Below are 18,080 nucleotides of genomic sequence, written 5' to 3' on the forward strand. Positions count from 1 at the left end.
TTGTCACCTCCTTATTTCCGACCAAAACGACCAACAATTCTAAATATCAACAGAATCACTAAAATTATAATAAAAATCCATAGGCTGATATTAAAAGCAACACCCACATGATTACGAATTAAAGCGGCTCCCGCTTGATAATAAGTTGGATCCCAAGGAACATAAAACTTGCGTCCATCCGTTGGAAAGGACGCGGCTAAAGTAAGTATTGGAAACAGCATAAATCATCCCTCCTTTTTTCGGTTTTTGTAGCTGCGATACAACATCTTAAACAACTCTGCGCCATACCATAAGCCTAACGAAAAAACAACCCCCAGCAGGAAAAACAGGGCGGCCAATATTCCAAATTGCTTTGCAATCTGTTCCAAGACAGCCTGCGAAGCGGTCAAGCAGATACACATTGTTAAATCCCTCCTGATAAGAATGGGCGGCGGCCTTGTCAGGCCGCCGCCGCAAGGCGCTGATTACATATGTACGAAACGTGAAATCAGGCCGGGGATAATGCGGATGCCGAGGAAGATTGCAAACAGGCCAAGGCCAATCGGCAAAATCACGCCGATGTTGGCGACAACGCCCTCAACAAGCGGCGTCAGCATTTCCTCCGTAATGGCAATTGTCGGTAGCGTAGTGTCCATGATAAACCTCCTTTAAAATTTTGTTATGTTACCGCTGTGGCGGGAACAATCAGAATCTGGTGAACCGGGAGAGCAGGCGCGGCACAATCTTAATCCCGATAAAGACCGCCGCAAGGCCAAGCACAATCGGGAGCAGCACCCCGATATTAGCGGCAACGCTGTCCATGATCGGCGTCATGTCCTCCGGCGTCAGTACGGACGGCGGGACGCCCGAATCAAGGATTACCATTGTCGGCATGGGCTTTCCTCCTTTCCTTTGATTTACAAACCGCTTTCTATGAAGGTGCGGTAAAACCAGACCGCACCCCATATCAGCAGAATCAGGCTGACAGCAACGGGGAATACGCCGTACAGGACAATATCCGAATTGCGGCGCAAAGCCGCGAGATCGTCAAGCTGCTGGCTCGTAAGCTGTAAGGAATCCGCGCCGCCTGAATCCAGAACAGGCTCAGGGTAAATCCATCCCGCGCCGGACTGCACGTCCATCATTTCCGGTTCGGTATCCTCAGCGGATATGGCGACAGGAAGAACCAGAAACAGCGCGATGAAAACAAGCAGCGTGCCGCAAAGCAGGAACACCCACTGCGGGGTAAAGCGGTTATGACGGTTCATGCGGCAATTCCCCTTCGTCCCAATCTAAATTGAACGTCTTGTATTTGACCCGCATACCCGTACCGGGGATTGCGTATTCCTGCCCCTCGAACGATGCGTAATCAATATTCATGAATTCGGCGGGGACTTCCCGTTTGAGCGTCTTGCCGCCGGAAAGATAGAACTTGCCAAAAATCTTCTCATTGCCTTTGGTTATGTACTTCGTCACATACTTGATGATTGCGGGCCGTCCGTCCAGCTCTATGACGGTACTGAAGCCGTACTTCCAGCCCGAAAGGTTGTAGATCGTCTGCCCGTTCTCCGTCTGTCTGCCACTGTCGGAAAGATTCAGCCTGTCCGCGTTTGCAAGCATATGAAAGTGAATTGCGCATTCGGTTTCGCCCGGGCGGGGCTTATGGTATTCCGGGAACAGAAGGTAATCCATTTTGTGGCGCTGTACCATGTTGCTTAACCAGACGCGTAGCTTCGGGTAAATCTTCACCGTGTCGTACCGGTCGATCTTCTCCTGATCAAGCGTCAGCGTTATGAAGTACCGGAACTGATTGGCAAGGCCGATTTCAAACGCCTTATCGATCGCCCGCTTGACGCTGTCGGTGCGCGTCCTCTTTTCTCCCGGCTCTTTATACAGGGTAATTGGGACGTATCGATCTTCAAACGGGGAGTAAATTGTCTTTCCTTCTACAAATTTGTAAGCCATTTCGCCAGTCTCCGGGTCGTATTCTTTTAAGGATACGGGTTCTTTTGGTTCGGTTCCGTAAGGTTCGGCTTTCAGTGGATTAAATACCGGTCTTGAAAAGCATGTGATCTTGATTTGGTTGTCAGGAAAATAACGGACTTTGCAGTTGTATTTAACTTCATAGTCCATTGCCGGGGACAAAATACAATCATCTGATGTGATGACACTTTGTGGCACTTATCAAGTAGCGCCCCCTCCGGGGGGCGGCGCCCCGGTTATGGATGCCGCCCCCAAAAGGCGGGCTAATCCAAAAGCTTTGCGGTAAACCGACCGTCACGGTTTACCACAAGGTCAAGTTGGGCCAATTCACCGGCTTTGCGTTCCTTCGTGGAATAGATGCAGCCGACCGCGCCCGTGCTGTCGGCGCAGTAAACCTTCCACATAATCCGGTCAGGTTCTCCGTCTTTGCCCTTGAAAGTCGTCTGTTGTACGCTTAAAATGGTTGTCTCATACATGGTTGTGTTCCTCCTGTTATCTGGTTTGTGTTTGCGTTTGGGCTTTCCCGGCAAATGAAACACCCGCTCTCACAAAATAAGCCTCGGGATAAATCCTCTGTTTCCCGGAATCGTCTGTGCAGTACAGATACGGCGTGCGGCCATAGTAAGCGATGCTGCCTTCATAAAGGCGGCCTGCTGTCAACCGGTTGCGCTTGTTGCGTGAACATATGTATAAACCCACAAATGACACACCTCCTGCTTGATTGATAATGGCGGGGCTGCCCGGCGCGGGCGTCATCTTCTGTCCAGGCTTCATCTAAAATCTTGCGCCGGGCCATACTCCAAAAGCTCTCTGCCGCAATTAGGGCAGTATTTCAGGTAATAAACCGCTACTGTAGACCACCGTTTACCGAATAAAAATTCAAATAAAAGTCTTACAGGCTTACCGTCCCCTGATGCAAGCTGAATGCGGAACGGCTTCTCACATTTTCCAACTGAAAAATATGAAAGGTCGTTATCTTCCGTCAGTTCGTCATCTACTCGTGCGTTATTACACATGCGGCACGGACACTTTTCCGCCATTGTTGTACCCCCTCGTCTTAGTGTTTTTCCGGCGCGGATACCATTTTTAACAAAAGTTTTGTGCTTAATCGCGCGCCAGAGGTAAATAAAAAATTGCGAAAGGCCGCGCTTTTTGTCGCGCTTTCCTTTCGCATTTAATATTACATTTTTCAATTGGAAAATTTTTTTGAAAAACCCCTTGTTTTTTCAGGGCATAGGTGATATAATAACAAAGTGGCATTCACACAGTATGAGGAGAAGTCGCCTAGCCCGGTTTATGGCGCACGACTGGAAATCGTGTAGGCGTTAATAGCGTCTCGAGGGTTCGAATCCCTCCTTCTCCGCCAGTTTTGCCGAAAAAATCCGATTGCATCAGCAATCGGATTTTTTCGTTTAAAAAAAAGAATTGGCGCTGTTAATACAGCGCCAATTCTTTTTTATCAATCAGCCAAGCAAAACTCGTATCCGCTGCATAGCTTCCTCTGTCTGTTCACGGCTGCCAAAGCCCGTCAAGCGGAAATACCCCTCGCCATTCGAGCCAAAGCCCGCGCCCGGTGTACCGACAACAGCGGCTTTTTCCAACAGCAGATCAAAAAAATCCCAGGATTTCATACCATCAGGACATTCCATCCAGATGTACGGCGAATGCAAGCCTCCGAAATAACGAAATCCAAGCGAATCAAACGTCTTTGCAATGATAGCTGCGTTTCCTTTGTAGTAGGCGATCGCCTCACACGCCTGCCGGATACCTTCCTCGGAAAAAACAGCCGCCGCCGCGCGTTGGACAATATACGAAACGCCGTTAAACTTTGTAGTTTGGCGGCGGTTCCACATGCGGTTGAGAGACAAAATCGTTCCATCCGCCGCCGTCTGCTCCAATGCATGCGGTACCACTGTATACGCGCAGCGCGTTCCAGTGAAGCCCGCCGTTTTGGACAAAGAACAAAACTCAATGGCACATCTTTCGGCTCCCGGTACAGCGTAAATACTGTGTGGTAATCCCGCATCCCCGATAAACGCTTCATAAGCCGCATCAAATAGGATGATTGCGTTGTTTTCCAGCGCGTATGAGACCCATTCCGCCAACTGCTCCCTGGAATAAACAGCCCCGGTCGGATTGTTCGGCGAACAAAGATAAATCAGATCGGCATGTACAGAGCGATCCGGCATCGGAAGAAAACCGTTGTCAGCATTCGCATCCATATAAATAATCCGTCGGCCGTCCATAATGTTTGTATCAACATAAACCGGATATACAGGATCCGGCACCAGTACGGTATTGTCAACCGCGAAAAGGTCTGTAATATTGCCGACATCGCTTTTGGCGCCGTCGCTGACAAATATCTCATCGCTTTGCAGCTTGACGCCGTTTTTGGCATAGTAGTCCCGGATTGCCTCGCGCAGAAACACATAGCCCTGTTCCGGTCCATAGCCACGGAAGGTTTCGGCCTTCCCCAGCTCATCGGCCGCAGTATGCATCGCATCTGTCACAGCGGGCGCCAGCGGCAGCGTTACATCGCCAATACCCATGCGGATAATTTTTTTTTCAGGATGCGCTTTTACAAACGTGTCAACACGCTTCGCAATTTCCGAAAACAAATAACTATCCTTTAAATCCCGATAATGTTCATTGAGATTTGCCAATCAGCATCGCTCCTTTTCTGTATATCATCATATCATCAAACGTCAAGCTCTATATCCCCGTCAAAAACATGAACGGCTGGGCCGTCCATCAGAACAGAATAGTCGCTATATACCGTTATTTTCAAATCGCCGCCCAGCAGACGCACTGTTACTTCCTCATCAAAGTCACAATGCTCATTGACAATCGCCGCCACAACCGATGCGCACGCACCCGTACCACAGGCGAAGGTTTCGCCGCTGCCGCGTTCCCAAACACGCATTTTCAGCGTCTTGTGATCGATCAACTGGATAAATTCGGTATTGACTCCCTCAGGAAACTTTTCATGATGTTCGAACAGCGGCCCAATTTCTGCAAGCGGCAGATTATCGACATCGTCGCAGAACACGACTGCGTGCGGATTTCCCATGGAAACACATGTCACAAGATAGACCTCGCCGCGTACCAGCATCGGCTGGCTGATAAAGTCGTCATAATCTGCTTCCACCGGGACATCCTTTGCTTTCAATGACGCCTTTCCCATATCGACCCGCACGGATGAAACTTTTCTGTCCGATCCAAGCGTTAAATCAAGGCTGCGCATACCACTTTTCGTCTCAATCTGAATGGATGTGCGCTCCGTAAGTCCCTGGTCATACACATATTTTCCAACACAGCGAATCCCATTGCCGCACATATTTCCCTCGGAACCGTCGGCATTGAACATGCGCATTTCAAAATCGGCCCGGTCAGATGAACAGATCAAAATCAATCCATCTGAACCGATCCCAAAGTGCCGGTCGCTCACAATACGTGCAATTTCTTCCGGATGTTTCAGTTTTTGGTTTAAACAATTGACATATACGTAATCGTTGCCCAGTCCATGCATCTTGGAAAAATGCAGCTTCAAAATTTTCGCGCCCCCAATATATCCGTCACATTTTTATTTCTGCTTTCAACGTGAAATCATTATTATGTATTATTTTACCGCAAACATTTATTCTTGTAAAGTGCGGATATGCTGAAAGAACCCGCTCTCATGAGCGGGTTCTTCAGATTGCTACCAATTATCTGCCCCCATTTTGATGCGGACATACCTGCTTTCACGCAGTGTCAGAACAACAAAGACAACGTCGAGCAGCATATCCATCACTGTACCGATGACAAGAAAGTCAATGATACCAACTTCGACGCGGCTGAATATACGCATAAAAATAAGATTAAAAACAACCGTTGCCGCAGCGACTCCATAAAAAAATGCCAGTTCTTTTTTGTAAACACGCCAAACGATACTTTTGAAAATTAAAACCAGGCCATAGATTACTACGATCCCGGCCGAAATATAAACTGCGCGTGGCAGACGATGGGGATCTGTCGACAGAATATGCGCTAATGCGCCGCACCGGCACGCAATCAAGACGACCATCATCCAAAACATCAGCTTTTTGAGCAATGACATCCCTCCCTTTTGGATGTCTCAGGACATCCCGCATAAATAAATATTTTATATGATTCTACAAAAACTGTCAACCCCGCGGTAATTCCTCCATCGGTTCCAAAAGCGCCCCGACATTTTCATAGCTGCCCGTCAGCAATGCAACGACGCCCTTATAAATTACAACCGGATCATTGAGAAAGCGCCGCTTCACCAGATCGCAGCTCTGCTCATCCGGCAACAAAATGGTCATTGACAACAAATCACTGCCCACATCGGCGATTGTCAGCGTCATCAGGTATCCGTCCTGTACGCGCTTTACCGTCACGGTATTCTGTGCACGGCGGCGCTTCATTACGAAATAATGCCGCGCCGCGCTCACCGCTTTATCACGTACCGACGCGGGGATATTTTTCTCAAACGTGCGCGCCGTGCCGATCCCGAGCTCTGTTGTATGATAACAACGTTCATTGTCCTCCGACGTTTCAATTGCGATATGACCGCTTTTTACAAGCCCCGAGGCCGCGCTCGCTGTTTCAAAGTAATTGGCAAGCCCTTCGCCAACAAATGTTTCAATCATGGCGGAAATCGGCATTGGACAGCCAAGCTCACTCAGAACATAACAGATCAACATTTTGATTTCATAATCTGTTGTCAGGCCGCCCGGCTCCACCCCCGCGCGAAATCCCTCATACAAGCGCGTCACCTCCATCCAAAGACGTTTCTTCTATCATACTATATTTCCTGCAAAAAAGCAAAGCGCAAGCCTGTCGAATGCGTTGACATCTTTCCGACAAAATGTGGTATAATAACCGCAAAGCGGTTATTATACGCCTTATGGCCAGGGCGATTCGCGGGCGCGACCCGCTGCCGCCCCAATGGCCAATTATACCATGCCGCTTCGCGGACATGGTATAATAACCGCAAAGCGGTTATTATACGCCTTATGGCCAGGGCGATTCGCGGGCGCGACCCGCTGCTGCCCCAATGGCCAATTATACCATGCCGCTTCGCGGACATGGTATAATAACCGCAAAGCGGTTATTATACGCCTTATGGCCAGGGCGATTCGCGGGCGCAGCCCGCTTCCGCCCCAATGGCCAATTATACCATGCCGCTTCGCGGGCATGGTATAATAACCGCAAAGCGGTTATTATACGCCTTATGGCCAGGGGATATGCGGGCGCGACCCGCTGCCGCCCCAATGGCCAATTATACCATGCCGCTTCGCGGACATGGTATAATAACCGCAAAGCGGTTATTATACCTTCCCATGGCCAGGGCGGCCATTCTACATTTTGAAGATATGCTATGTATGACCTCGTTCTATAAAAAAGTGAGGAAAGGGGCAAAGCTATGAAACAGCTTTCACCCGATGAACGAAAACAATATGTCCTCCTCTGTGGTGTAGTCGTTCTGTTTATTGCGCTGACTGGTGTCATCACAGCCTTGTGTATGCCCTTCTTTTCGAAACTGTCCGATCCAGCCTTTCAAGCACAGTTTCAGGAATGGATCAATTCACTCGGTTTCGGCGGATGGTTGGTCGTGCTTGGCATCCAAATTTTTCAAATCGTTGTCGCATTCATTCCCGGCGAACCAGTCGAGCTGATTGCAGGCGTTTTATATGGCGCATGGGGCGGATTGGCCACCTGCCTGCTTGGGGTTGTACTTGCTTCATCAGCCATCTTTTTCACAACGCGCCGCTTCGGGCAACGTCTTGTGGTACGTATATTCGGACAGAAAAAAGTCGATGAATTTAAATTTTTAAATAACGCTCAAAAGGTGGAAACCGTCACCTTCATCCTGTTTCTGATTCCAGGTACGCCAAAGGACATGCTGACCTATCTGGCCGGTATCAGCAAAATTAAGCCGTCGCGTTTTTTATTGCTTTCCACCTTTGCACGTATTCCATCCATTATCACCTCAACATTGATGGGCGCTACAATGAGCCGGGGCAATTGGATTACTGCGGCGCTTGTCTTTCTGTTTACATTGGCAATCGGCCTGGTTGGTTTGTTATATAAACAAAAGATTATGGATCATCTGCACCGATCTTGAAAAGAATAACATCTATAAAAATACCGTGACGACAGTTATATCTGTCGTCACGGTATTTTTATAGATTACCGGATCATTTGGACACAGACCGCTTCCTTTGTGCAGTGAGCCATAAAATAATCGGCCAGTTCCCGCCCATAAGCAACAAATAGAGCATCGCCTTCGCGGCCGCAAAGCCTTGCAAACACCTCACCGGCCGCGGTTTCATCCCCAGGAGTAGAGCGCGCCGAAAGAATATAAAGCGATAATGCAGCGGAATCACTGATCTGCTTGTAAATCTCAGGTGATGTACGCTCAATCGTTTCATAAAATGCTGACATTGCAGATTGAGCGACAATTGAATTTGGAGCCATCTCTTCAATGACGTGCCCGACAATAAAGGCAAACAGAACATTGCGCTGTACAAGCGTATCCTGATCATCAAACGCTCCAACGCCAAATTGCGCCATTCCAGTATGTCCGGCGGTCAGCTCACTGGCAAACCGCTTTCCCAAAGCACGCGCTTTCTCCATGTTGCCGTTCGCCTTTTCACGGATGAACGCATAAGCCGCTCCTTCCGACATATCGAATACTTTTGACGGTTTATCCGGCACAATTTTGATGTCGCTGTCGTCGCAGTTCACTGTAAAACGCCGCCTTTCTGGTGTAAATTGATACGGGCATATCGCCCGCAACCTCTTATTTTCCTATCTGGGGGCTATACCGCGCGATTCCGGTGCGCACAGCTTCATCTGCGACCTTCTGCGCGACGCAATCCGCTACACGCTTATCAAGCGTATCAGGAAGGATAAACTCAGCCGAAAGGCGCTCGTCCGGCACCATGGAAGCGATTGCCTGCGCGGCGGCAACTTTCATTTCCTCGGTAATGCCGCGCGCGCGCACCGCTAATGCCCCTTTAAAGATTCCCGGAAATACAAGTACATTGTTGATCTGGTTCGGAAAATCTGACCGGCCTGTACCTACAACAGCCGCTCCGCCAGCTTTCGCCTCATCCGGCATGATTTCAGGCGTGGGATTTGCCATCGCAAATACAATTGGATCGTTTGCCATTGAAGCCACCATTTCGCGCGTGACCAGACCAGGCTTTGATACACCGATGAATACATCCGCGCCGCGCATCGCATCCGCGAGTGTCCCGCGCAGACCGCGTGGATTTGTCACCTTTGCCATTTGTGCCTGCGGCGGCGTCAGCCAATCGGCGCCCTCATGGATAATCCCGCCGATATCGCACAATATGACCTCGCCAAACGCCATCCGCAGCAACAGTTTTGCCACAGAAATGCCCGCTGCTCCAGCGCCGTTGACAACAATACGCAGATTTTCGGGGGTGCGGTTTGTCACACGGGCGGCGTTGATCAGTGCGGCGCACGCCACAATTGCCGTTCCGTGCTGGTCGTCATGAAATACAGGGATATCGCATTCCTCTTTCAAACGCCGCTCAATTTCAAAGCAGCGCGGTGCGGAAATATCTTCCAAATTAACCCCGCCGAAACTTTTCGAAATCAGCTTTACCGTGTTGACGATCACATCTGGATCCTTGCTGTCGATACAAATTGGGAATGCGTCAACGCCTGCAAACTCCTTAAACAGCGCGCATTTTCCCTCCATAACCGGCATGGCCGCCGACGGCCCGATATCTCCCAGCCCAAGCACGGCCGTACCGTCTGTAATAACCGCTACAAGGCTTCCGCGCCTTGTAAGAACATAAGATAAATCCTCATCCTGTTCGATTTCCAGGCAGGGCTGCGCCACACCCGGTGTGTATGCAAGCGAAAGCGCCTCGCGCGTTTCAATCGGCACACGCGAAAGGACCTCAATTTTACCGTTCCACTCATAATGTTTATTCAATGCCTGTTCCTTGATATCCATGACTCCTCCTGTCAAGCCTGTCTTTTATTTTAACAATAAAAAGGCTGTCTCAATCCTGTCTGTTTTTGGAAAGCTGAAAAATACGTTTTAACGCCGTCTGTTCAGTTACGCACGTCCCAAGCGGATTTGGCTTTGGTGAAAACGCGCCATGGAAGTCGGTTCCGCCTGTCATAATCAAATCATAGCGGGAAGCAGCCTGCTCGATCGCCGGAATGTCCACAGCCTTTACCCGTGGGTGGTACCGTTCAACGCCGTCGATCACACCCTCCCGCGCCAGCTCCGCCATCAGTTCAACTGAATCATAGACGGATGGATGTGCCAACACACAGATGCCGCCTGCGCTTTTGATTAAAGCGGCGGCCTCCCGTACCTCGGGATAAGAAAACGGCGTATAACAACTTCCATGCGAGCTAAGAAGCTCATCAAACAGGTCTCCATAAGCTGTATTCGCATATCCAAGATCTGTAAGAGCACTCATAATATGGACATGGTGCAGCGTCGAAGATCCCTGTGCATAACGCAGAATATGCTCCTCTGTCACCGGGAACAGCCGCATGACCTTATGCATGCTCTCATGCATCGCCTTATTACGGTTCTCACGCGTATGCTTCATAAGTCCTTCCAGGCGATCCGGATTTTTCGGCAGATAGCACAGCAGATGGACTTTGCGTTTGCGGACAAAATCCCAGGCTGACAATTCCGCTCCTGCGATCACACCAATCCCGCACCGACGGCCAAGCTGTTCAGCCCGGCTGACGCCGGCCATCGTGTCGTGATCTGTTATCGCTACAAAATCAAGTCCGCCGCGTTTTGCATACAGCACCACATCATCGATTCCTGTGGAACCGTCGGAAACACGCGTATGACAGTGCAGATCGCCGATCATATTCCCGCTTCCCTCCTATATAACGATTTATGTTCATTATACACCGCAGCACAGAGGCTGTGCAACTTAAAATTCAGGAAATCCCAATCCAGTATCTGTTCTTCTTCCTTTCATCTCTGCACCGGCACTTTAAAAAAACAGGGCATTGTGCTATAATAACCGCAGAGCGGTTATTATACGTTTTATGGCCAGGGCGATACGCGGGCGTGGCCTGCTTCCGCCCCGATGGCCAATTATACCATGCCGCTTTGCGGACATGCTATAATAACCGCAGAGCGGTTATTATACCGGGTTATGCCCAACGGCTCGCCGCTTATGCGGCAATCGCCTTTTGATGGGCAATTATACCATGCCGCTTTGCGGACATGCTATAATATGCGCAGGGTAAATGGCAAACACTGCCGACCCTATGGCTGATATCATTTGATCGGGAGGTTCTATGTCTTATACGATTGGCTCCGGTATTTGGTCGTCGGTTTTTGCCGTGCCAGCCACTGTTGTGGACGAGCATATCAAAATGTGCTCGCCGTTGTCTTTAAAAATATTGCTTCTGATGCTGCGCCATCCTGAACATCCGGCTGATATTCAGTGGCTCTCCAGCCGGCTATGCATTTCTGCGCCTGATATCGCAGATGCGCTTAACTATTGGGTCGGCGCCGGAATTGTACAATTGAGCGATTCGCCGGCCGTGGAACAGGCTGCCGCTCTGCCGGTGCAGACAGAAGTTCCTTCATCAGCGCCGAACGCCGCCGGACCCGCCCTATCCGTACAGACGCAGGCCGGCGAAAACGGACAGCGGATCGTGACGATTGCCGCACGTCCCAAGATTGCTCGTGACGATGTATCTGAAATGGCCAAAAACGATGATTCTATCGCACAGCTTTTGACCCTCTCCCAAGAGATTTTAGGTGCGCCGCTTACGCCTGTCGAGAGTGAAATTCTCACCGCGCTGCACAGCTATTACGGATTGGCGACCGACTCTGTTCTAATGCTGCTGCAATACTGTGTTTCCACAGGCCACAAAAGTATGCATTATGTTGAAAAAACAGCCGCCGCGTGGCTTGAAAAAGGCATCTCCAACTATGACCAGATTGAGCAGGAAATACTCCGCCTCACCCGCAACAATGAACAGGAAAAAAAGGTCATACAGGCGTTTGGTATCTATAACCGCGGCCTGACATCCAAGGAGCGTACATACATTGAGCAATGGTTCTCACTTGGGATTGACGAAAAATTGATCGCGCTTGCCTGCGAACGGACGCTTGAAAATACTGGAAAAGTTTCCTTTGCCTACGCCGACAAAATTCTCGCCGCCTGGAAGTCGAAAGGAATTTCAACCGTCCGTGAAGCCGCCGATGACAGCGCCGCTGCCAAGCGCACCGCGCCGCAAAACCGTTCAGCGCAAACCGGAAGGGATTCCTCGATCGATATGGATAAAATCCGCGCGATGCTTCATCGTCAGTTGGACGACTGACCTGTTAAAGGAGATGGGCTGTACTGTGGGATATTCAAAAGAAATCTGGCGCAAGGCGCTGCAAACGCTTGATGCGTCGCGCGCGCGCGCGCAGAATGAAGCGGATGCGCGGCGTGCGGATCTATACGACGCCATGCCACGGTTGCGCAATATTGACCGCGAGCTTGCCATGACGGGCCTTGACGCCGCGAAGGCGGCGATCAGCGGCGGCGAACAGGCGCCCGTTCTGATTAAGCGTCTGCGCGCTGAAAACGAAACTTTACAGGCGGAACGGGCACAGCTTTTGGCGCAGGCAGGTTTACCTGATGACTTTCTCAAAATTCATTATGCCTGCCCCATATGCCGCGATACAGGCTATGTCGGCCAAAAGCAATGCGTCTGCCTGACTCGTCTGCTCCGCAAAATGGCATATCAATCCTTGAGCGATGCGTGCGGAATCGACGGCTGCCGCTTTGAAACGTTCCGTCTCGATTATTATCCCGCCGCCCCATGCGGCCCATACAAGATTGCAGCGCGTCGGGCAATGGAAAAAATCTTTTCCTTCTGTAAAGCCTATGCGGACGGCTTCACCACGCAAAGCGAAAGCCTGCTGTTTTGTGGCGGAACGGGACTTGGAAAAACACATCTGTCTCTTTCCATCGCGTTTGAGGTGATTGAAAAGGGGTTTGGCGTCGTTTATACAACGTCACAAAGCCTGCTTGACAAGCTCCAGACACAGCAATTTTCACGCGTTTCCGCCGATGCTTTGGATTATCAGGCGCTTGCGCTCGAGTGTGATTTACTTGTCATCGACGACCTGGGCGCGGAATTTTCGACCGCTTTCACCGTCGCTGCGCTGTATAATTTAATCAATGCGCGCATCATAGAACGCCGCCCGACGATCATCAGTACAAACTTTGATGAAACCGTTCTGCGCGAGCGTTACGGCGACCGGATCCTTTCACGCCTGTTGTGTACCTATCGGCCGCTTCAGTTCTGCGGCGAGGATATCCGGATGCTCAAGCGTTACGCACAGCAATAAGAGAAAAAATAACCGCGCATCCTGTTAAGGATACGCGGTTATTTCTTCTTTCGTATCTATTTCAACTGATTTTTTAAATAATTCATATAGCTGACAAAATGCGCGAATACAATGCCTGGCTCCTGCAGGTCAGGGCACCAGCGCTTGAGCCACTCAAGAGAGATAAATCCGGTATATCCATTTTCATCAAGCAGCTTGAGCGCATCAAAAACCGGCACGTCGCCATACCCCATCATACGGTACTGAATCTTTCCGTTCTGCATTACAGAGTCTTTGACATGCATATAGCGCACCCATGGACCGATATTTTGATAAGTCTGCGCAGGCGTTTCGCCAAAAAACCGGTATGGATGATGCAAATCCCACAGAACGCCGCCGGCCGCAGGATCGACATCCTGCATAAATGTCCGCATAACCGCGGAATCCGCAAGTTTGCCGCTTGTCTCAATCAGTACAGAAACACCAGAACCCTTTGCATAGGCGCAAAGCTGCATATAGAGCGTTTTTACCTGTCCGATATCCTCCTGCTCTGTTGGAGCAGCGTCAGGCGTAACAATAACGCGCACATACGGACATGACAGCGTCTTGGCAAGGTCTATATATGCTTTCGCCTCCTCCACATAACGCTCATAATCCTCTGTGAAACCGAGACATGCGCCTGATGTCAGCATTGGGATACTCATACCGGCTTTCTCCAGCCGTGCCCGTGTAGCATCGATGCGGTCACGGCCAAATACGCGGATAGCCGGTGCAAACATCTCGTTTTCAACGCCGCGCACCTCGATGCCGTCAAGACCCAGATCCTTTGCAGTTGCAAAAATTTCATCCCACGACCAGCCGGGACAGCCCAAGGTCGAAAATGCAGTTTTCATATCAAAACTCCGTTCCGCCGCTTCGGCGCTTATTCACAGGCGTATAGTCAGTCGATGATCTCGACCCATGCCCCATCCTCATTGTAAAAACCGTTCTCGCTCTTTGGTCTGAGCTTGCGGGAACTCGTATCGTCACTCGGTTTGCGTGATGATGAAGCGCGTGATGATGAAAGCTCCTTATCATCACGTTCATCCCGGCTGCTGCGCGACTCGGTAATCTTTTTGATATAGACGAATACCGTATCGTTTTCCTTGTCAATCTTGGATCCGGGCGCCGGATCCGTGCTGACAACTGTGTTTGGCTCGTAATCCTCACTGTATGCTTTTTCGATTACCTGATATTTGATCTCCATTTCACTCAACTGCTTGAGCAAATCCTCAACGCGCATTCCAACTGCATCCTCTGGAATTTCCATCTTTTCCGGTCCCTTGGAGACATACAGCGTAATCATCCCACGATTTGGCATTTTTGTGCCTTCCACCGGCTGCTGATCACAAACCACGCCGGCTTCGTAAACATCATCATATTTCTCCTGATATGTAAATTCATATCTGCTGTTAAGCTGCTCATTCGATTTAACAGAATCGACATTCGCTCCAACGAAACGCGGTACCGTGTCATCGGCCGTATCGCCCTGTGAAAAGTCAACGCCCTCCTGAGCGGCAGGAGAAGAAACTTCACTTGCTGCCCTGCTGGCGGCGGGCGACAGCAAGTCTTCAAGATAGGTTGTCGCAAACCAATACAGAGCACCGCCCAACAAAGCCGTAGCAATCAGGGCAGATAAAAACAGCATCAGCACCGGATGTGATTTTTTCACTTTTCTTTTGCCGCCTTTCCCACTCTTTTTTCCAGCATGGGCCGGACGCTCCCAGCCATCATCCGACGGCAGAAGCAAGTCGCCGCCATCCTCCTCGGGCGGCTGCATAGCAGGCGTATACAACGGAATCTCACGCTGCGTGTGTTGCGCCGCCTGCATAGATTCCTGCGCCGCGGCTGATTGCTCGGCAGGCTCATACGGCTGCCTTTTGGGCGCAGCCGTATAAATCGCAGTATTCGACGCTTCATTTGACAAAAAGCTTGCAATCATCGCCTCCACAGTGGGGGTGCGTTCATCAACCTCCACCGCAAGCGCATGATTGGCCGCTGCGATCACTGTTTCCGTCAAATCCCCACCGGCTATGCCCGCGTCAAGCAAATCGTCGCCATAAACACGATCGAGCGCGGCCGGAGGGTCCCCGCCGGTCACGGCGCGATATGTAAGCGCGCCAAGCGCATAAACATCGGTCCAAGTGCCCTGCCAGCTATTGAGTGAATACTGCTCCGGCGCGGAATAACCGTCAAAGAGCTGCGCTTTCAGTTCACTTTTATTTGTCCGGGCCGCCGCGATTGTAAAGCAAGTGAGCCACAGCGCGCCTGTCTGATCAAGATGAATGGTGCGCGGAGAAAGGCCGCGGTGGATCAGTCCGGCCTTATGGACATTCTCAACGGTGTGAAACAGCGGCATGAGCAGTTTTTTAGTATGGCGCCACGAAAGCTTGCCGCCGCTTCTCTCCAAAAAAGACTCCAGCGAAATTGTCTTGATGTAGCGATAAACAGCATAGACTGTGTTATAATCCCTGACAATATCAAGAACAGGCAAAACCTTTTCATGCTGTCCAAGCGTGCGCAGCGTCGAACTCAGATCCTCAAAATCAGCCATCAGCGCCTTGTACTGCGCTTCGGCGCTCGCAAGCGGCTGCACCGCAAGCGTCACGCGATCCCGGCGGATGATGTTGGACGGCGCATATTCACGGAGCCAAACGCGCATATCCTCCTTGCGGTCATAGCCGACATACCAAGCGCCTTCCGGATCGCTGGCGACCAGCGCGCCGACAAGGTAACGCTCCACGATCACTGTACGGGGCGGCAAAAAATCGATATTGACCGGCGAATCCGGGTCAAAACCGCATACGCTGCATTTTCCACCTTCAAATTTTGGTGTCATGCAGCCCATGCAAAGGTTCTGTTCATTAACGGGCATCTGATTCTATCACTCCAATCGGGAAACATGGGGCCTTGCCCCGCCAGACATTACGCGGTTTCAATCGCTGCGTCGTCATGAAGGCCGAACTTTTCAATCCCCATTTCACGCAGCTTATATTTTTGTATTTTACCGCTGGCGGTCATCGGGAACTGTTCCATGAACAGCACGTATTTCGGCACCTTATGACGCGCCATATTGGCGCGCACAGCGTCTTTAATCTCATTTTCATCAAGCCCGTCCTCCCACGCGCGCGGAATGATGCAGGCCATAATTTCCTCCCCGTACTGCTCGCTCGGCACACCGACAACCTGTACATCGCGGACAAGCGGATGTGTATAAAGGAATTCCTCAATCTCTTTTGGATAAATATTTTCTCCGCCACGGATAATCATGTCTTTAATGCGGCCGGTAATCTTGTAATACCCATTGTTGTCAACCATCGCCAAGTCGCCCGAGTGAAGCCAGCCGTCCGCGTCGATCGCCTGGCGTGTGGCCTCCTCCATTTTATAGTAGCCGCGCATAACGTTATAGCCGCGCGCGCAGAATTCGCCGGGGGTATAAGGCGGCAAAGTCTCACCCGTTTCAGGATCGACAATCTTTGTTTCAACATACGGCATGGCACGCCCAACCGTCGCAACGCGCAGATCAAGGCTGTCATCTGTCGTCGTCATCGTACAAGCGGGCGAAGCTTCCGTCTGCCCGTATGTAATCGTGATTTCCCGCATCCCCATCTTATTCACGACAAGCTGCATCACCTTAATCGGACATGGCGAACCCGCCATGATCCCTGTACGAAGCCGCGGGAATTTGTAATCATGAAAAGTTGGATGCTCCAACATAGCGATAAACATCGTCGGCACGCCATGCACCGCTGTGCATTCCTCATTCTGAAGCGCCTTCATGACCTCGGTAGGGCGATATGTTTCAATCGGCACCATCGAGGAAGCATGCGTTAAACAGGCCATCACGGCCAGCACAAGACCAAAACAATGAAAAAACGGCACCGGAATACACAGGCGGTCCTCATGTGTAAATTTCATACAATCGCCGATACATTTTCCATTGTTTACAATATTGTAATGCGTCAGCATAACGCCCTTCGGGAATCCGGTTGTGCCGGATGTGTACTGCATATTGGTAACATCCTGCGGGTCCACGCTGTCAAAAACAGCGCGAAACTGGTCATCGGTGATGCCTTCCCCGCGTTTTTCCAGGTCGCTCCAGCCAAACATACCAGCCGGCGTCTCTTTTTTCCCCGCGTAGACGATGTCCTTGAGAAACGGCAGCATCGGATTCTCATAGGCTCCGGGCGTACAATCCTTCAGGGTGGGACAAAGCTCATTGACAATATCGACATAATTGACATCCTTGAGTCCGTCGATCAACACAAGCGCCTTTGAATCCGACTGGCGCAGCAGATATTCCAATTCAAACACCTTGTAATTTGTGTTGACCGTGACAAGCACCGCGCCGATCTTCGCCGTGGCGAACAGCGTCAACAGCCATTCCGGGACATTTGTGGCCCAAATAGCAACGTGGTCGCCCCTTCCGATGCCAATTGCCAAAAGGCCTTTAGCGATCCGGTTTACCTCGTCATCGAATTCCCGCCAAGTCCTGTCGTATGGACGATCGATATACTTAATGGCCTGGTCGTTTGGGTAAAGATCAGCAACCTGTTCCAGTAGCGCGCCAACTGTGATGGATAATAATCCGTTCAACTGATATCCCCCTCATTATGATCCTGCGCCCATAGATTCAGTGCGCGAAAACATGCGATTTCTTTCGTCGTCATCCAAAAAATCCCATAAACCATAAAAGTCCAACGACGCAAATCGACAA

Annotated in this window: 20 protein-coding genes and 1 tRNA gene; 4 read left to right on the forward strand and 17 right to left on the reverse strand. The window is 50.5% G+C overall.

What is annotated here, in order from left to right; genetic code table 11:
* Window positions 1-11 precede the first annotated feature (11 nt).
* The 7 genes from FMM72_RS05915 to FMM72_RS05945 form a co-directional block, all read right to left on the reverse strand.
* Window positions 12-221, reverse strand: a complete 210-nt coding sequence (locus tag FMM72_RS05915; protein WP_162220848.1) for a hypothetical protein — start codon at window positions 219-221, stop codon at window positions 12-14.
* Between the two features lie 243 nt (window positions 222-464).
* Entirely contained in the window at window positions 465-635 is a 171-nt protein-coding gene (locus FMM72_RS05920) for a hypothetical protein (RefSeq protein ID WP_162220849.1), read from the reverse strand.
* A gap of 49 nt (window positions 636-684) precedes the next feature.
* Complete coding sequence (locus FMM72_RS05925) at window positions 685-873, reverse strand: hypothetical protein (protein WP_162220850.1); 189 nt, start codon at window positions 871-873, stop codon at window positions 685-687.
* 23 nt (window positions 874-896) lie between these two features.
* A complete protein-coding gene (locus FMM72_RS05930) occupies window positions 897-1,247 on the reverse strand; it encodes a hypothetical protein (protein WP_162220851.1) in 351 nt (116 codons plus the stop codon).
* On the reverse strand, window positions 1,234-1,944 hold the full coding sequence (locus FMM72_RS05935) for a rolling circle replication-associated protein (protein ID WP_162220852.1): 711 nt from the start codon (window positions 1,942-1,944) through the stop codon (window positions 1,234-1,236). Before FMM72_RS05935 ends, FMM72_RS05930 begins: the two co-directional genes overlap by 14 nt.
* A gap of 281 nt (window positions 1,945-2,225) precedes the next feature.
* Window positions 2,226-2,438 (reverse strand): hypothetical protein, encoded by a 213-nt coding sequence (locus FMM72_RS05940; RefSeq protein ID WP_162220853.1) that lies wholly within the window; start codon window positions 2,436-2,438, stop codon window positions 2,226-2,228.
* Window positions 2,439-2,732: 294 nt separating this feature from the next.
* Window positions 2,733-3,002 carry a hypothetical protein gene (locus tag FMM72_RS05945; protein ID WP_162220854.1) on the reverse strand — a complete coding sequence of 90 codons (270 nt, stop codon included), beginning with the start codon at window positions 3,000-3,002 and terminating at the stop codon, window positions 2,733-2,735.
* A 233-nt stretch (window positions 3,003-3,235) separates the two neighbouring features.
* Here FMM72_RS05945 and FMM72_RS05950 point away from each other — a divergent pair.
* Window positions 3,236-3,328, forward strand: a tRNA-Ser gene (locus tag FMM72_RS05950).
* Window positions 3,329-3,425: 97 nt separating this feature from the next.
* On the opposite strand, the gene FMM72_RS05955 is transcribed toward FMM72_RS05950, so the two are convergent.
* From FMM72_RS05955 to FMM72_RS05970, 4 genes are all read right to left on the reverse strand, one after another.
* Entirely contained in the window at window positions 3,426-4,625 is a 1,200-nt protein-coding gene (locus FMM72_RS05955) for an LL-diaminopimelate aminotransferase (protein WP_162220855.1), read from the reverse strand.
* A gap of 35 nt (window positions 4,626-4,660) precedes the next feature.
* The gene (gene dapF / locus FMM72_RS05960; protein WP_162221066.1) at window positions 4,661-5,506 is read right to left on the reverse strand and encodes a diaminopimelate epimerase; all 846 of its coding nucleotides are present in this window, start codon (window positions 5,504-5,506) and stop codon (window positions 4,661-4,663) included.
* Window positions 5,507-5,662: 156 nt separating this feature from the next.
* The gene (locus FMM72_RS05965; protein WP_160208511.1) at window positions 5,663-6,055 is read right to left on the reverse strand and encodes a hypothetical protein; all 393 of its coding nucleotides are present in this window, start codon (window positions 6,053-6,055) and stop codon (window positions 5,663-5,665) included.
* A gap of 73 nt (window positions 6,056-6,128) precedes the next feature.
* Complete coding sequence (locus FMM72_RS05970; protein WP_162220856.1) at window positions 6,129-6,734, reverse strand: DUF4364 family protein; 606 nt, start codon at window positions 6,732-6,734, stop codon at window positions 6,129-6,131.
* 659 nt (window positions 6,735-7,393) lie between these two features.
* Between FMM72_RS05970 and FMM72_RS05975 the strand changes: the two genes are divergently transcribed.
* Entirely contained in the window at window positions 7,394-8,095 is a 702-nt protein-coding gene (locus tag FMM72_RS05975; RefSeq protein ID WP_162220857.1) for a TVP38/TMEM64 family protein, read from the forward strand.
* A 65-nt stretch (window positions 8,096-8,160) separates the two neighbouring features.
* On the opposite strand, the gene FMM72_RS05980 is transcribed toward FMM72_RS05975, so the two are convergent.
* The 3 genes from FMM72_RS05980 to FMM72_RS05990 are packed head-to-tail and all read right to left on the reverse strand — an operon-like array spanning window position 8,161 to window position 10,850.
* Window positions 8,161-8,718 carry a hypothetical protein gene (locus FMM72_RS05980; protein WP_162220858.1) on the reverse strand — a complete coding sequence of 186 codons (558 nt, stop codon included), beginning with the start codon at window positions 8,716-8,718 and terminating at the stop codon, window positions 8,161-8,163.
* Window positions 8,719-8,773: 55 nt separating this feature from the next.
* The gene (locus FMM72_RS05985; protein ID WP_162220859.1) at window positions 8,774-9,964 is read right to left on the reverse strand and encodes an NAD(P)-dependent malic enzyme; all 1,191 of its coding nucleotides are present in this window, start codon (window positions 9,962-9,964) and stop codon (window positions 8,774-8,776) included.
* A gap of 49 nt (window positions 9,965-10,013) precedes the next feature.
* Window positions 10,014-10,850 carry a PHP domain-containing protein gene (locus tag FMM72_RS05990; protein ID WP_162220860.1) on the reverse strand — a complete coding sequence of 279 codons (837 nt, stop codon included), beginning with the start codon at window positions 10,848-10,850 and terminating at the stop codon, window positions 10,014-10,016.
* A 439-nt stretch (window positions 10,851-11,289) separates the two neighbouring features.
* On the opposite strand from FMM72_RS05990, the gene FMM72_RS05995 reads away from it, so the two are divergent.
* Together FMM72_RS05995 and FMM72_RS06000 are read left to right on the forward strand one after the other, a co-directional pair.
* Window positions 11,290-12,324, forward strand: a complete 1,035-nt coding sequence (locus FMM72_RS05995; RefSeq protein WP_162220861.1) for a DnaD domain protein — start codon at window positions 11,290-11,292, stop codon at window positions 12,322-12,324.
* 25 nt (window positions 12,325-12,349) lie between these two features.
* A complete protein-coding gene (locus tag FMM72_RS06000) occupies window positions 12,350-13,345 on the forward strand; it encodes an ATP-binding protein (protein WP_162220862.1) in 996 nt (331 codons plus the stop codon).
* A 56-nt stretch (window positions 13,346-13,401) separates the two neighbouring features.
* Here FMM72_RS06000 and FMM72_RS06005 read toward each other — a convergent pair whose 3' ends face one another.
* The 3 genes from FMM72_RS06005 to FMM72_RS06015 are packed head-to-tail and all read right to left on the reverse strand — an operon-like array spanning window position 13,402 to window position 17,959.
* Window positions 13,402-14,217, reverse strand: a complete 816-nt coding sequence (locus tag FMM72_RS06005; protein WP_160210917.1) for a sugar phosphate isomerase/epimerase family protein — start codon at window positions 14,215-14,217, stop codon at window positions 13,402-13,404.
* A gap of 47 nt (window positions 14,218-14,264) precedes the next feature.
* Complete coding sequence (locus FMM72_RS06010; RefSeq protein WP_162220863.1) at window positions 14,265-16,238, reverse strand: PASTA domain-containing protein; 1,974 nt, start codon at window positions 16,236-16,238, stop codon at window positions 14,265-14,267.
* Window positions 16,239-16,288: 50 nt separating this feature from the next.
* Complete coding sequence (locus FMM72_RS06015) at window positions 16,289-17,959, reverse strand: AMP-binding protein (RefSeq protein ID WP_160210919.1); 1,671 nt, start codon at window positions 17,957-17,959, stop codon at window positions 16,289-16,291.
* Window positions 17,960-18,080: the final 121 nt, after the last annotated feature.

The sequence above is a fragment of the Anaerotruncus colihominis genome (assembly GCF_010206195.1).
GTDB classification, from domain to species: Bacteria; Bacillota; Clostridia; order Oscillospirales; family Ruminococcaceae; genus Anaerotruncus; species Anaerotruncus colihominis_A.

What these genes read in the sequence shown, in the direction of transcription:
- FMM72_RS05915 (WP_162220848.1), bottom strand. Translation starts at nt 221, where the DNA reads ATGCTGTTTCCAATACTTACTTTAGCCGCGTCCTTTCCAACGGATGGA.
- FMM72_RS05920 (WP_162220849.1), bottom strand. Translation starts at nt 635, where the DNA reads ATGGACACTACGCTACCGACAATTGCCATTACGGAGGAAATGCTGACG.
- FMM72_RS05925 (WP_162220850.1), bottom strand. Translation starts at nt 873, where the DNA reads ATGCCGACAATGGTAATCCTTGATTCGGGCGTCCCGCCGTCCGTACTG.
- FMM72_RS05930 (WP_162220851.1), bottom strand. Translation starts at nt 1,247, where the DNA reads ATGAACCGTCATAACCGCTTTACCCCGCAGTGGGTGTTCCTGCTTTGC.
- FMM72_RS05935 (WP_162220852.1), bottom strand. Translation starts at nt 1,944, where the DNA reads ATGGCTTACAAATTTGTAGAAGGAAAGACAATTTACTCCCCGTTTGAA.
- FMM72_RS05940 (WP_162220853.1), bottom strand. Translation starts at nt 2,438, where the DNA reads ATGTATGAGACAACCATTTTAAGCGTACAACAGACGACTTTCAAGGGC.
- FMM72_RS05945 (WP_162220854.1), bottom strand. Translation starts at nt 3,002, where the DNA reads ATGGCGGAAAAGTGTCCGTGCCGCATGTGTAATAACGCACGAGTAGAT.
- FMM72_RS05975 (WP_162220857.1), top strand. Translation starts at nt 7,394, where the DNA reads ATGAAACAGCTTTCACCCGATGAACGAAAACAATATGTCCTCCTCTGT.
- FMM72_RS05985 (WP_162220859.1), bottom strand. Translation starts at nt 9,964, where the DNA reads ATGGATATCAAGGAACAGGCATTGAATAAACATTATGAGTGGAACGGT.
- FMM72_RS05990 (WP_162220860.1), bottom strand. Translation starts at nt 10,850, where the DNA reads ATGATCGGCGATCTGCACTGTCATACGCGTGTTTCCGACGGTTCCACA.
- FMM72_RS05995 (WP_162220861.1), top strand. Translation starts at nt 11,290, where the DNA reads ATGTCTTATACGATTGGCTCCGGTATTTGGTCGTCGGTTTTTGCCGTG.
- FMM72_RS06005 (WP_160210917.1), bottom strand. Translation starts at nt 14,217, where the DNA reads ATGAAAACTGCATTTTCGACCTTGGGCTGTCCCGGCTGGTCGTGGGAT.
- FMM72_RS06010 (WP_162220863.1), bottom strand. Translation starts at nt 16,238, where the DNA reads ATGCCCGTTAATGAACAGAACCTTTGCATGGGCTGCATGACACCAAAA.